The organism is Enterobacter sp. CPE_E1241, assembly GCF_045618265.1.
Classification (GTDB): Bacteria; Pseudomonadota; Gammaproteobacteria; order Enterobacterales; family Enterobacteriaceae; genus Enterobacter; species Enterobacter adelaidei.
In genome coordinates this window covers 687,524-701,049 of the sequence record NZ_JBIWYV010000001.1, presented here as the reverse complement: position 1 = coordinate 701,049, position 13,526 = coordinate 687,524, and the positions used below count along the sequence as shown (strand labels likewise).

The 13,526-nt window shown below is 59.5% G+C and carries 14 protein-coding genes; 12 read left to right on the top strand and 2 right to left on the bottom strand.

Annotated elements, in window-relative coordinates; genetic code table 11:
• Positions 1–116: 116 nt before the first annotated feature.
• Complete coding sequence (locus ACJ9Y9_RS03410; RefSeq protein ID WP_050482908.1) at positions 117–932, bottom strand: AraC family transcriptional regulator; 816 nt, start codon at positions 930–932, stop codon at positions 117–119.
• Positions 933–1,239: 307 nt separating this feature from the next.
• Between ACJ9Y9_RS03410 and ACJ9Y9_RS03405 the strand changes: the two genes are divergently transcribed.
• Genes ACJ9Y9_RS03405 through ACJ9Y9_RS03390 form a run of 4 tightly spaced genes read left to right on the top strand, consistent with a single transcriptional unit; the run spans position 1,240 to position 4,775 of the window.
• The gene (locus ACJ9Y9_RS03405; protein ID WP_028016566.1) at positions 1,240–2,181 is read left to right on the top strand and encodes a 4-hydroxyproline epimerase; all 942 of its coding nucleotides are present in this window, start codon (positions 1,240–1,242) and stop codon (positions 2,179–2,181) included.
• Positions 2,178–3,281, top strand: coding sequence for an FAD-binding oxidoreductase (locus ACJ9Y9_RS03400; RefSeq protein ID WP_028016565.1), 1,104 nt, complete (start codon positions 2,178–2,180; stop codon positions 3,279–3,281). The genes ACJ9Y9_RS03405 and ACJ9Y9_RS03400 overlap by 4 nt, the downstream gene beginning before the upstream one ends.
• Positions 3,278–3,532, top strand: coding sequence for a (2Fe-2S)-binding protein (locus ACJ9Y9_RS03395; protein ID WP_028016564.1), 255 nt, complete (start codon positions 3,278–3,280; stop codon positions 3,530–3,532). The genes ACJ9Y9_RS03400 and ACJ9Y9_RS03395 overlap by 4 nt, the downstream gene beginning before the upstream one ends.
• Entirely contained in the window at positions 3,519–4,775 is a 1,257-nt protein-coding gene (locus tag ACJ9Y9_RS03390; RefSeq protein ID WP_028016563.1) for an FAD/NAD(P)-binding oxidoreductase, read from the top strand. Before ACJ9Y9_RS03395 ends, ACJ9Y9_RS03390 begins: the two co-directional genes overlap by 14 nt.
• Before the next feature lies 1 nt (position 4,776).
• Here the strand turns inward: ACJ9Y9_RS03390 and hpaR are convergent, their stop codons facing one another.
• Positions 4,777–5,220, bottom strand: coding sequence for a homoprotocatechuate degradation operon regulator HpaR (gene hpaR, locus ACJ9Y9_RS03385; protein WP_028016562.1), 444 nt, complete (start codon positions 5,218–5,220; stop codon positions 4,777–4,779).
• Between the two features lie 270 nt (positions 5,221–5,490).
• On the opposite strand from hpaR, the gene hpaG reads away from it, so the two are divergent.
• From hpaG to hpaA, 8 genes are all read left to right on the top strand, one after another.
• Positions 5,491–6,768 (top strand): 4-hydroxyphenylacetate degradation bifunctional isomerase/decarboxylase, encoded by a 1,278-nt coding sequence (gene hpaG / locus ACJ9Y9_RS03380; RefSeq protein WP_231079130.1) that lies wholly within the window; start codon positions 5,491–5,493, stop codon positions 6,766–6,768.
• A complete protein-coding gene (gene hpaE, locus ACJ9Y9_RS03375) occupies positions 6,765–8,231 on the top strand; it encodes a 5-carboxymethyl-2-hydroxymuconate semialdehyde dehydrogenase (RefSeq protein ID WP_028016560.1) in 1,467 nt (488 codons plus the stop codon). The genes hpaG and hpaE overlap by 4 nt, the downstream gene beginning before the upstream one ends.
• Before the next feature lies 1 nt (position 8,232).
• The gene (gene hpaD, locus ACJ9Y9_RS03370; RefSeq protein ID WP_028016559.1) at positions 8,233–9,084 is read left to right on the top strand and encodes a 3,4-dihydroxyphenylacetate 2,3-dioxygenase; all 852 of its coding nucleotides are present in this window, start codon (positions 8,233–8,235) and stop codon (positions 9,082–9,084) included.
• A gap of 9 nt (positions 9,085–9,093) precedes the next feature.
• Positions 9,094–9,474 (top strand): 5-carboxymethyl-2-hydroxymuconate Delta-isomerase, encoded by a 381-nt coding sequence (locus tag ACJ9Y9_RS03365; RefSeq protein ID WP_028016558.1) that lies wholly within the window; start codon positions 9,094–9,096, stop codon positions 9,472–9,474.
• Positions 9,475–9,579: 105 nt separating this feature from the next.
• Complete coding sequence (gene hpaH, locus ACJ9Y9_RS03360; protein WP_028016557.1) at positions 9,580–10,383, top strand: 2-oxo-hept-4-ene-1,7-dioate hydratase; 804 nt, start codon at positions 9,580–9,582, stop codon at positions 10,381–10,383.
• Positions 10,384–10,392: 9 nt separating this feature from the next.
• Positions 10,393–11,190, top strand: a complete 798-nt coding sequence (gene hpaI, locus ACJ9Y9_RS03355; RefSeq protein ID WP_028016556.1) for a 4-hydroxy-2-oxoheptanedioate aldolase — start codon at positions 10,393–10,395, stop codon at positions 11,188–11,190.
• Between the two features lie 21 nt (positions 11,191–11,211).
• On the top strand, positions 11,212–12,558 hold the full coding sequence (gene hpaX / locus ACJ9Y9_RS03350) for a 4-hydroxyphenylacetate permease (protein WP_231079132.1): 1,347 nt from the start codon (positions 11,212–11,214) through the stop codon (positions 12,556–12,558).
• Positions 12,530–13,462, top strand: coding sequence for a 4-hydroxyphenylacetate catabolism regulatory protein HpaA (gene hpaA / locus ACJ9Y9_RS03345; RefSeq protein WP_028016554.1), 933 nt, complete (start codon positions 12,530–12,532; stop codon positions 13,460–13,462). Before hpaX ends, hpaA begins: the two co-directional genes overlap by 29 nt.
• Positions 13,463–13,526: the final 64 nt, after the last annotated feature.

Below are 13,526 nucleotides of genomic sequence, written 5' to 3'. Positions count from 1 at the left end.
TGTTAAATCAAAGTGAATGAATGGTGAATATTCACTGACAGATTGACGTTTCAGGCGGCCGACGGCTTGGTGGTTTTCCTCCCCTTTGATGACGAAATTGGCACAGTGCGTTTGTCTTACCCGGCCAGCGTGACGCGAAAATCACGCGGCGTAGAGCCGGTCATGGCCTTGAACTGGCGGCTAAAGGCGCTGTGATCGGTATAGCCACATTGCAGGGCAATATCGGTAATCGGCGTATCGCCCGCCAGCAATTCGGTCGCTTTTTCCAGCCGGACTTTATGGATCATCTGACGCGGGGTGAGATGGAAAATGCGCTTACAGTAGCGTTCGATTTGCGCCACCGACATGCCGCTCAGCGCGGTCAGTTCCTCCATGGCGATCGGCCGGTGATAATGCTTGCGGATATGATCGTCGACGATCGCCAGCCGCTGCCACGCCGGATGACGCGCCTGCGCTTCCTGTAGGTCATGTGAAATGCCCGCCATGCCGATCACCTGGCCCTGCGCATCCCGCAGCGCCAGTTTCTGGGTCAGACACCAGCCGCGCTCGCGGCCGTTGTAGAGATGCATCTCCAGCTGGTCGCGCAACGTCACCCCTTCGCGCAACACCCGCATATCCTGCTCGGTATAGCCCTGCCCCAGCGCGGAAGGGAAAACATCGGCAGACGTTTTCCCCAGCAGAGAAACCACCGTCTTAAACCCACAGCGACGTGCCAGGGTCATATTGACCATCAGATAGCGCGCCTGCACGTCTTTGACAAAAAACACCACATTTGGAATGGCATTCAGCAGCGGCGCAATCAACGCCATTGCATGAAGCAACGTCTGAATATTATCCGGACGCTGGCGCGCCAGCCCTTCACAAATCTGGCTCAGTTCAGTCACTTCCAGTGCTGGCGAGGGCGCCAGCGCATTATCAATCACACAGGACATAACGCTTCCTCCCGATCGGTGAGCTGGATCTTTATTAACTTTTCGTTAACTCATCAAGCGCCCTTACCGCGTTTTGCGATCCTGCCACAGGTTTATGATTTACCCTTTTCATCCACTGGCGCAGTCACCTTTTTTGGTTTACCACACCAACAACAGAATGATTAATAATAAATAAATATGAATTTAACTTAAGAATAAAACCGGTCACTGTGCTGATTTCGTCATTTCTGGTGACGAAAGCGATCAAGCAGGAATCCCGGCCTTACGCCAGCATTTAGCAACAAGGTATTAACTTTCCGGAGATCCCATGACAGCGCAGCACAGCGAACTGAGAGTAATTGACTCCCACACCGGCGGCGAACCGACCCGCCTGGTCATCGACGGTTTTCCGGATCTGGGCGCTGGAAACATGGCCGAGCGCCGGGACCGCTTTGCCCGCGACTACGACGACTGGCGCAAAGCCATCATTCTTGAGCCGCGCGGTAACGATGTCCTGGTCGGGGCTCTGCTCTGTGAACCGGTGTCGCCGAAGGCCACGGCGGGGGTCATCTTCTTCAACAACAGCGGTTTTCTGAACATGTGCGGTCACGGGACGATCGGGCTTGTCGCCTCGCTGGCCTGGCTTGGCCGCATTCAGCCTGGCAAACATCTGATTGAAACCCCGGTGGGTGATGTGACCGCCACGCTGCACGACGATGGCAGCGTTTCGGTAGAAAACGTCCCGGCGTATCGCTGGCGCAAACAGGTGCAGGTTGAAACCGCTCACGGTACGGTCACGGGCGATATCGCCTGGGGCGGAAACTGGTTCTTCCTCGTCAACGATCATCCTTTTGCAGTGACGCCGGACAAGATCCCCCAGTTAACGGAGTATGCCTGGGCGATCCGGGAAGGGTTAGAACGTGCCGGTATTCGCGGTGAACATGACGGTATCATCGACCATATTGAACTCTTCGCGGAGGATGACCGCGCGGACAGCCGCAGCTTTGTGCTCTGTCCGGGAAAAGCCTGGGATCGCTCACCCTGCGGCACCGGCACCAGCGCCAAGCTGGCCTGTCTGGCAGAAGACGGCAAACTCAGGCCGGGAGAAACCTGGCGGCAGGCGAGCATTATCGGCAGCGAATTTACCGCCCATTTCGTGCCGCATGGCAACAAGATCATCCCGACGATCCGTGGTGAGGCATGGGTCTGCGGCGATAACCGGTTGATCCTCAATCCTGGCGATCCGTTCCGCTGGGGGATTACGTTGTGACCGACACCGACGTCATTGTCATTGGTGCCGGGATCGTCGGTGCCGCCTGTGCCTGGCAACTGGCAAAGCGCGGGCAGCGGGTCACGCTGATCGACGACGGTAACGCGGGCGCAACGGCGGCAGGGATGGGACATCTGGTGTGCATGGATGACGACCCAGCCGAGCTTACCCTTTCAGCCTGGTCTCTGGCACGCTGGCGGGAACTGACGCCCCGGATGCCGGAAAGCTGCGCCTGGCGCGGATGCGGCACGCTGTGGCTGGCGGAAACGCCGCAGGAGCTTGAACTGGCAGAAGAAAAACAACGGCGGATGGCGCAACACCAGGTCGCCAGCGACATGCAGACCCGCGACCAGCTTGCCGCACGTGAACCCCTGCTCACCTCCCGGCTCAGCGGGGGGCTGTGGGTGCCCGGAGACGGGATTGTCTACGCGCCGAACGTCGCTCGCTGGTTAATTGATGATGCCGATGTCACGCATCTTCGTGACCGCGCCCTCGCAGTCGATGCCCCCTACGTCACCCTGCACAGCGGCAAACGCCTGCGCTCGCGCGCCATCGTCATCGCCTGCGGTCTGGGGGCCAACGCGCTGCTTGGTGAAAACTGGCTACGGCCGAAAAAAGGCCAACTGGCGATCACCGATCGCTACGCCCCGTTGCTCAGCCACCAGCTGGTAGAGCTGGGATACGGTGCCAGCGCCCATGCGGGCGGCACCTCGGTGGCGTTTAACGTCCAGCCGCGTCCCACCGGACAACTGCTGATTGGCTCTTCCCGCCAGTTCGACAATACCGACCGCGAGCTGGATTTACCGCTTCTGGCCACCATGCTGACACGCGCGCGCCATTTTCTCCCCTCTCTGGATAACCTCAATATCATTCGCTGCTGGAGCGGCTTTCGCGCCGCGTCGGCAGACGGCAACCCGCTCATCGGCCCGCATCCTGCGCGGCCGGGTATATGGCTGGCACTGGGGCACGAAGGGCTGGGTGTCACCACCGCCCCCGCAACCGCCGAACTGCTCTGCGCGCAAATCCTCGGCGAACGCTCACCCGTTTCACCGGATGCCTGGCTCCCCGCGCGGCTGCAAAAACAGGAGGCCATTGCATGACGACCCTGAACCTGATTATTGAAGGTAAACCCTGCGACGTTCCTGCTGGCATCAGCATCGCAGCGGCGCTGGCACTTACGGGTAGTGGCGTGACGCGAAGTTCAGTCAGCGGTGAGCTGCGCGCCCCCTTCTGCGGCATGGGCGTTTGCCAGGAGTGTCGCGTCACGGTGAATGGACGACGGGTGCTGGCCTGCCAGACGGAATGCCAGCCCGACATGGTGATTGAAAGGAGCCAACATGCGAACGTTTGAGTGCGAGATCCTTGTCCTCGGTGCCGGGCCAGCCGGGCTGTCGGCGGCACTGGCCGCTGCACGCTGTGGAAGGTCGGTGATGGTGCTTGACGACAACCCGCGCCCTGGGGGGCAAATCTGGCGTGATGGTCCACAGGTTTCGCTGCCTCCGCGCGCCTTACGCCTGCGGCAGGCAGTGGCGGAACAGCCGGGCATTACGCTACTGAACGGCGCCCGGTTGATTGCCCGCCCTGAATCGCATTGCGTTGTTTTTGAAACCGCAGACAGTTGCGGCGAGATCCGCTGGCAGCGGTTAATTTTATGCTGCGGCGCACGGGAACTCTCCCTGCCGTTTCCTGGCTGGACGCTTCCCGGCGTAACGGGAGCCGGTGGGCTACAGGCACAGATTAAACATGGCCTGCCGCTCAACGGCGAGCGGGTCGTCATTGCTGGCAGCGGGCCACTGCTGCTGGCGGTCGCCGGTACGGTGAAACGCGCAGGCGGAAATATCGTCGCCATCATCGAACAGGCGCCGGTGAGCGCGCTGGCCCGGTTCGCGGCTGGGCTCTGGCGCTGGCCAGAAAAACTGCTCCAGCTCGGCGAGCTTTTTCCGGCCCACTATCACCCGGCAAGCCAGGTCATCCACGCCCGGGGGGAGAGACACCTTCAGTCTGTCACCGTGCGTCACGGGGGAAAAACCCGTGAGATAGCGTGCGACAGGCTGGCTATCGGCTATGGGCTGGTGCCCAATATTGAGCCAGGCCTGCTCTTCGACTGCACAACCGAAAATCAGGCTATCCGGGTCGATGCTTCTCAACGCACCAGCGTGCAGGATATCTATGCTGCGGGGGAGTGCACCGGTTTTGGCGGCAGCGAACTGGCGCTGGCAGAAGGGGAAATTGCGGGTTATAGCGCGGCGGATAACCCCGGGAAAGCAGAAAAGGCCATCGCAACCCGCGCGCGCTGGCAGCGTTTTGCCCGGGCGCTTCATACCACCTTCGCCTTACCGGAATCATTAAAAGACGTCATCACTGCCGACACCCTGCTCTGCCGCTGCGAAGATGTGCGCTGCGGCGATGTGCAAAATGCCGAAAGCTGGCAGGCGGCGAAGCTCGCCTCGCGCTGCGGAATGGGCGCGTGTCAGGGGAAAACCTGCGCCACCAGCGCCCGCTGGCTGTACGGTTGGCCGCTGCCGCAACCGCGCGAGCCGCTTTCTCCCGCGCGTATCGACACGCTGATCCACCTGGCAAAGCCGGAGGGCTGAGTTACTCCTCTTCCCCGCGTTCGGCAATATGGCGATTGCCGAGCGCGATGAACTCTTCCAGTAGCGCCGTTAGCTGTTTCATTTTCTCCGGCGTGTATTCCGCTTCAATCTGCTGATAGGCCTCTTCCACCTGCGCCTGGGCGTGTTCGTACAGCGCGTTACCCTCTTTAGTCAGCGACACGTACAGCTTGCGCTGGTCGTTCACCGGCTTTAAGCGCAGCACCAGCCCGTCGCGCTCCATCCGCGTCAGAATACCCGTCAGGCTCGGGCGCAAAATACAGGTCCGAAACGCGAGGTCGTGAAAATCCATCGACGGATGTTCAGCCAACACGCGCACAATCCGCCACTGCTGTTCGGTCAGGTTATGCCGCTTCACAATCGGGCGGAAGTAAGACATCGCCGCTTCCCGCGCCTGCAACAGCGCGATGGTTAATGAATCATGCATAGCCTCTCCCCACCAGTCATTAACAAGTAAACAATTACACAAAAGATGTTTTTATAAACAACTCGTTTTACGTCAAAAAGTCTAACAGAAACAACACAATTTTATTAACCACATGATAAATAAATGTTTAATTATCTATATGTAAATTTATTGTTATTCATATCACAAATTTTTCACTTCTGATTGCGAAACGAACAGCAAAAGCATAAAACCAGATCATTAATATATTAACGAAATCACAACCCGGACTTTCAGGGTGAGGAGTAGTCAATGAAAGGTACTGTTTTTGCCGTCGCATTGAACCATCAAAGCCAGCGTGATGCCTGGCGCGACGCGTTTGAAAAGGCCCCCTACACCACGCCGCCAAAAACGGCGGTGTGGTTTATCAAACCGCATAACACCGTGATCCGCGCAGGCGAGCCCATTCCGTTCCCACAAGGGGAAACGGTGTTAAGCGGTGCGACGGTGGCACTGGTCGTGGGTAAAACCGCCAGCAAGGTGCGCGTGGAAGACGCGGCGGCATACATCGCGGGATATGCGTTAGCCAATGAAGTGAGCCTGCCGGAAGAGAGCTTCTACCGCCCGGCGATTAAGGCCAAATGCCGTGACGGTTTTTGTCCGCTGGGTGAGCTTGTCGCCGTTGATAACGTCGATGACCTGACCATCATCACCGAAATCAACGGCCGCGAAGCTGACCACTGGAACACGGCCGATTTGCAGCGCAACGCCGCCGAACTGCTCAGCGCCCTGAGCGAATTCGCCACCCTCAATCCCGGTGATGCCATTCTGCTCGGTACTCCGCATTCCCGCGTCTCCCTACAGCCCGGCGATCGCGTGCGCATTCTGGCGAAAGGTTTTCCCCCGCTGGAAAACCCGGTGGTGGATGAACACGACGTAGCCATCGCACACGGCCCGCACCCGCATGCCACGCTGTTTGCCCTGGGGCTGAACTACGCCGATCACGCCAGCGAACTGGACTTCAAACCGCCCACCGAGCCGCTGGTGTTTATCAAAGCCCCGAACACCTTCAACGGTGATAACCAGACGTCGGTACGCCCGGACAACGTTGAGTACATGCACTACGAGGCGGAGCTGGTGGTGGTCATCGGCAAAACCGCCCGCAAGGTGAGTGAAGCCGACGCGATGGACTACGTGGCGGGCTATACGGTGTGCAACGACTACGCCATCCGCGACTACCTCGAAAACTACTATCGCCCGAATCTGCGCGTCAAAAGCCGCGACGGGCTGACCCCGATTTCCCCCAACATCGTGCCGAAAGCGGCCATTCCCGACCCGCACAACCTGGCCCTTCGCACCTTTGTTAACGGCGAATTACGCCAGGAAGGCACCACGGCAGACCTGATCTTCAGCATCCCGTTCCTGATTGCGTACCTGAGCGAATTTATGACCCTGCAGCCGGGCGACATGATTGCGACCGGCACGCCGAAAGGGCTTTCCGACGTGGTGCCGGGTGACGAAGTGGTGGTGGAAGTAGAAGGCGTAGGCCGCCTGGTGAACCGAATTGTCAGTGAGGAGACGACAAAATGAAAAAGATAAACCATTGGATCAACGGTAAAAACGTGGCAGGAAGTGAGTACTTCCACACTACCAACCCGGCCTCCGGCGAGGTACTGGCAGAAGTCGCTTCCGGCGGCGAAGCCGAAGTGAACCAGGCCGTAGCGGCGGCAAAAGAGGCATTCCCGAAATGGGCTAACCTGCCGATGAAAGAGCGCGCGCGCCTGATGCGTCGTCTGGGCGATCTGATCGACCAGAACGTCCCTGAGATCGCCGCCATGGAGACCGCCGACACCGGCCTGCCGATCCACCAGACCAAAAACGTGCTGATCCCGCGCGCCTCGCACAACTTCGAGTTTTTCGCCGAAGTGTGCCAGCAGATGAACGGCAAAACCTACCCGGTCGACGACAAGATGCTCAACTACACCCTGGTGCAGCCGGTGGGCGTCTGCGCGCTGGTGTCGCCGTGGAACGTGCCGTTTATGACCGCCACCTGGAAGGTTGCGCCGTGCCTGGCGCTGGGCAATACCGCAGTGCTGAAGATGTCTGAACTCTCGCCGCTGACCGCCGACCGTCTGGGCGAGCTGGCGCTGGAGGCGGGCATTCCGGCGGGCGTGCTGAACGTGGTGCAGGGCTACGGTGCAACGGCGGGCGATGCGCTGGTACGTCATCACGACGTGCGCGCCGTGTCATTCACCGGCGGTACGGCTACCGGGCGCAACATCATGAAAAACGCCGGGCTGAAGAAATACTCCATGGAATTGGGCGGCAAATCCCCGGTGCTGATTTTTGAAGATGCCGATATCGAGCGCGCCCTGGATGCCGCCCTGTTCACCATTTTCTCTATCAACGGCGAGCGTTGTACCGCGGGCTCGCGCATCTTCATTCAGCAGAGCATCTACCCGGAATTCGTCAAACGCTTCGCGGAACGCGCCAACCGCCTGCGCGTGGGCGACCCGACCGATCCGAACACGCAGGTCGGCGCGCTGATCAGCCAGCAGCACTGGGAGAAAGTCTCCGGCTATATCCGTCTCGGTATTGAAGAAGGCGCGACCCTGCTGGCGGGCGGGCCGGATAAACCGACCGATCTGCCTGCGCACCTGAGAGGCGGCAACTTCCTGCGCCCAACCGTGCTCGCGGACGTCGATAACCGTATGCGCGTGGCACAGGAGGAGATCTTCGGGCCGGTGGCGTGCCTGCTGCCGTTTAAAGACGAAGCGGAAGGCCTGCGTCTGGCCAACGACGTGGAGTACGGTCTGGCGTCGTACATCTGGACCCAGGACGTCAGCAAAGTGCTGCGCCTGGCGCGCAATATCGAAGCCGGCATGGTGTTTGTGAACACTCAGAACGTGCGCGATCTGCGTCAGCCGTTTGGCGGCGTGAAGGCCTCCGGCACCGGCCGCGAGGGCGGCGAGTACAGCTTCGAAGTGTTTGCGGAGATGAAGAACGTCTGCATCTCTATGGGCGACCATCCGATTCCAAAATGGGGAGTCTGATATGGGCACGTTAGCGTTAGCGGCAAAAATTACCCACGTTCCGTCGATGTACCTTTCTGAGCTGCCGGGGAAAAACCACGGCTGCCGTCAGTCGGCCATCGACGGACACAAAGAGATCAGCAAGCGCTGCCGCGAGCTGGGCGTCGATACCATTATTGTTTTCGACACCCACTGGCTGGTGAACAGCGCGTACCACATTAACTGTGCGGACCATTTTTCCGGCATCTACACCAGCAACGAACTGCCGCACTTTATCCGCGACATGACCTACGACTACGACGGTAACCCTGAGCTCGGCCAGCTTATCGCCGACGAAGCGGTGAAGCTTGGCGTGCGCGCCAAAGCGCACAACATCCCGAGCCTGAAGCTGGAGTACGGCACGCTGGTACCGATGCGCTACATGAACAGCGACAAGCACTTCAAAGTGATCTCCATTTCAGCGTTCTGCACCGTTCACGACTTCGCCGACAGCCGCAGGCTCGGCGAAGCCATCGTCAGCGCGATTGAGAAATACGACGGCACGGTCGCGGTACTGGCGAGCGGGTCGCTGTCGCACCGCTTTATTGATGACCAGCGCGCGGAAGAAGGGATGAACAGCTACACCCGCGAGTTCGACCGCCAGATGGACGAGCGCGTGGTGAAGCTGTGGCGCGAAGGCCAGTTCAAAGAGTTTTGCAGCATGCTGCCGGAGTACGCCGACTACTGCTACGGCGAGGGCAATATGCACGACACGGTGATGCTGCTGGGGATGCTCGGCTGGGACAACTACGACGGCAAGGTGGAGTTTCTCACCGAGCTGTTTGCCAGCTCCGGCACCGGCCAGGTCAACGCTGTTTTCCCACTGCCCGCTTAAGGAGCCACCATGCCGCATTTTATCGCTGAATGTACTGACAATATCCGCGAGCAGGCCGACCTGCCGGGACTGTTCGCCAAAGTGAACGAGGCGCTGGCCGCCACGGGCATTTTCCCGCTCGGGGGCATCCGCAGCCGCGCGCACTGGCTGGATACCTGGCAGATGGCCGACGGCAAACATGATTACGCCTTTGTACACATGACCTTGAAAATCGGTGCCGGGCGAAGCCTGGAGAGCCGTGAGGCCGTGGGTGAGATGCTGTTTGCGCTTATCAAAACGCATTTCGCGGATCTGATGGCGGCTCGCTATCTGGCGCTGTCGTTTGAGCTCGACGAGCTTCACCCGACGCTCAATTACAAACAAAACAACGTGCACGCGTTGTTTAAGTAGACATCTTTTCGCCCGGTGGCGCTTCGCTTACCGGGCCTACAACGGCTCGAACGTAGGCCGGGTAAGCGAAGCGCCACCCGGCAACAGCCGCACAAAGGATACGCCATGCTCGATAAACACACCCATACCCTGATCGCCCATCGTCTGCACCAGGCGGAGCAATCCCGCGAGCAGATCCGCCAGATCTCGCTGGACTACCCGACGATCACCATCGACGACGCCTACGCCGTGCAGCGCGAATGGGTCAGCCTGAAAATCGCCGAAGGCCGCGTGCTGAAAGGCCACAAGATCGGCCTGACCTCCAAAGCGATGCAGGCCAGCTCGCAGATCAGCGAACCGGATTACGGCGCGCTGCTGGACGACATGTTCTTCCACGACGGCAGCGACATCCCTGTCGATCGCTTTATCGTGCCGCGCATCGAAGTGGAGCTGGCCTTCGTGCTGGCCAAACCGCTGCGCGGCCCGAACTGCACGATCTTCGACGTCTACAACGCTACGGATTACGTGATCCCGGCGCTGGAACTGATCGACGCCCGCTGCCACAACATCGATCCCGACACCCAACGCCCGCGCAAAGTGTTCGACACCATCTCCGACAACGCCGCCAACGCTGGGGTGATCCTCGGTGGGCGCCCGATTAAACCCGACGAGCTGGATCTGCGCTGGATCTCCGCCCTGCTCTATCGCAACGGCGTGATCGAAGAGACCGGCGTCGCAGCAGGCGTGCTGAACCATCCGGCGAACGGCGTGGCGTGGCTGGCGAACAAACTGGCACCGTACGACGTGCAGCTTGAACCGGGGCAAATCATCCTCGGCGGTTCGTTTACCCGCCCGGTACCCGCCAGCAAGGGCGATACCTTCCATGTCGACTACGGCAACATGGGCTCCATCAGTTGCCGCTTCGTCTAGGAGACAACCATGCAAAACGCATTCAAAGCGGCGCTGAAAGCCGGAACGCCGCAAATTGGGTTATGGCTGGGGCTGACCAGCAGCTACAGCGCCGAACTGCTGGCAGGCGCGGGCTTCGACTGGCTGCTGATCGACGGTGAACACGCACCAAACAATGTGCAAACCGTCTTAACGCAGCTACAGGCAATTGCGCCTTACGCCAGCCAGCCGGTCGTGCGCCCGTCGTGGAACGATCCCGTGCAGATCAAACAGCTGCTCGACGTGGGCGCACAAACCCTGCTGGTACCGATGGTGCAAAACGCCGATGAAGCCCGGCTGGCGGTAAGCGCTACCCGTTATCCCCCTGCGGGTATTCGCGGTGTGGGCAGTGCGCTGGCCCGTGCGTCGCGCTGGAACCGTATCCCGGATTACCTGCAACAGGCGAACGATGCCATGTGCGTACTGGTGCAAATCGAAACCCGCGAGGCGCTAAAAAATCTGCCGCAGATCCTGGACGTGGAAGGGGTCGACGGGGTGTTTATCGGCCCGGCGGATCTCAGCGCCGACATGGGTTTTGCGGGTAATCCGCAGCATCCGGACGTACAGGCCGCTATCGAACAGGCCATTGCCCAGATACGCAACGCAGGTAAAGCGCCCGGCATCCTGATGGCGAATGAAGCGCTGGCAAAACGCTATCTCGAACTCGGCGCATTGTTTGTCGCCGTCGGCGTTGATACCACCCTGCTCGCCCGCAGCGCCGAAGCCCTGGCTGCAAGATTTATCAAAAAACCGGTTACGTCAGTTAATAACAATAAATCCGTCTACTAAACGTAAGATCTGGAGCGCACCATGACGACCTCTACCCTGCAAAATAATAAAGCTGTTGAACATCGCGTCATTAACAAACTGTTCCGTCGCTTGATCGTGTTTCTCTTTATCCTGTTTGTCTTTTCGTTTCTCGACCGCATTAACATTGGCTTTGCCGGGCTGACGATGGGCAAAGATCTGGGCCTGACCTCCACCATGTTTGGCCTGGCGGCAACGCTGTTTTACGTCACTTACGTGCTGTGTGGGATCCCGAGCAACATCATGCTGGCAAAGATCGGCGCACGCCGCTGGATCGCCGGGATCATGGTGGTGTGGGGCATTGCCTCGACCTGCACCATGTTCGCCACCAGCCCGCAGACGCTCTACGTCCTGCGTATGCTGGTGGGTATTGCCGAAGCCGGTTTTCTGCCGGGGATCCTGGTGTATCTCACCTGGTGGTTCCCGGCGTATCACCGTGCCCGCGCCAACGCGCTGTTTATGATTGCCATGCCGGTGACGATGATGCTTGGTTCGATCCTCTCCGGGTACATTCTGGCGATGGACGGGCTATGGAACCTGAAAGGCTGGCAGTGGCTGTTCCTGCTGGAAGGCCTGCCGTCCGTGGTGCTTGGCGTAGTGACCTGGTTCTTCCTTAACGACACGCCGGATCAGGCCACCTGGCTGGATGATGACGAAAAGCAGGCGCTCAAAACCATGATCGCCCGCGAGCAAGAGCTTACCATTGCGCATTCCGTCACACCGCGCTCGACGCTGCGTGAAGTATTGACCCCTGCGGTGCTGCTCTACACCCTGGCCTACTTCTGTCTGACCAACACGCTGAGTGCAATCAACATCTGGACGCCGCAGATCCTGCAAAGCTTTAACAGCCACAGCAGCAATATCGTGATCGGCCTGCTGGCGGCGATCCCGCAGTTTTGTACCATCCTCGGGATGATCTGGTGGAGCCGCCGCTCCGACAGGCTGAAAGAGCGAAAAAAGCACACCATCCTGCCGTATCTCTTCGCAGCGGCGGGATGGATGCTGGCCTCGGCGACGGATCACAGTCTGATCCAACTACTTGGCATCATCATGGCCTCAACCGGATCGTTTACCGCCATGGCGATATTCTGGACCACGCCGGATCAGGTTATTAGCCTGCAATCCCGCGCGGTGGCACTGGCGGTGATCAATGCCATCGGCAACGTGGGATCTGCCGTCAGCCCGCTGCTGATCGGCATTCTGCGTGATGCGACAGGAAGCTTCAGTTCAGGACTGTGGTTTGTCGCCGGGCTGCTGGTGGTCGGTGCGCTGGTATTAACACGCATCCCGATGACGCACCGGGATCAGCAGAGGAGCGGCCATGTGCCAGAGCCCCATCGCCAACATTGATATCAGCAAGGAGTACGACGAAAGTCTGGGCACCGACGATGTGCACTACCAGTCGTTCGCGCGCATGGCGGCCTTTTTTGGCCGCGACATGCAGGCGCATCGTCACGACCAGTATTTTCAGATGCACTTTCTTGATACCGGGCAGATTGAGCTTCAGCTCGACGATCACCGCTATTCGGTGCAGGCACCGCTTTTCGTCCTTACGCCACCGTCGGTGCCGCACGCGTTTATCACCGAATCCGACAGCGACGGGCATGTCCTGACGGTACGTGAGGGTCTGATCTGGCCGCTGCTGGAAGTGCTCTACCCCGGCACGCGTGAAACGTTCGGCCTGCCGGGGATCTGCTTGTCCCTGGCCGATAAACCGGATGAACTGGCGGCGCTGAAACACTACTGGCGGCTGATCGAACGAGAATCCACGGAACAGCTGCCCGGACGTGAACATACGCTGGCACTTTTGGCACAGGCGGTGTTCACCCTGCTGCTGCGCAACGCGAACCTCGACGACCATGCTTCAGGCGGGATGCGCGGCGAGCTCAAACTTTTCCAGCGCTTTACGCAACTGATTGATGCGCACTACCACCAGCACTGGACGGTGCCGGAATATGCCAGCGAACTTCATCTCACCGAATCCCGTCTGACCGATATCTGCCGCCGCTTTGCCAACCGTCCGCCGAAGCGGCTGATCTTCGACCGCCAGCTGCGCGAAGCCAGGCGGTTGCTGCTCTTCTCCGACAGCGCGGTCAGTGAGATTGCCTGGCAGCTCGGGTTTAAAGATCCGGCCTATTTTGCCCGCTTTTTTAACCGTTTAGTGGGGTGCTCGCCGAGCAGCTATCGGGCGCAGAAAGTACCGGTGTCACCTGTTCCCCTCACCCCTGCCCTCTCCCAAAGGGAGAGGGAGTAACCGTCCCCTCTCCCTCTGGGAGAGGGTTAGGGTGAGGGAAATCACACTCTGCGATCTCTCGCGA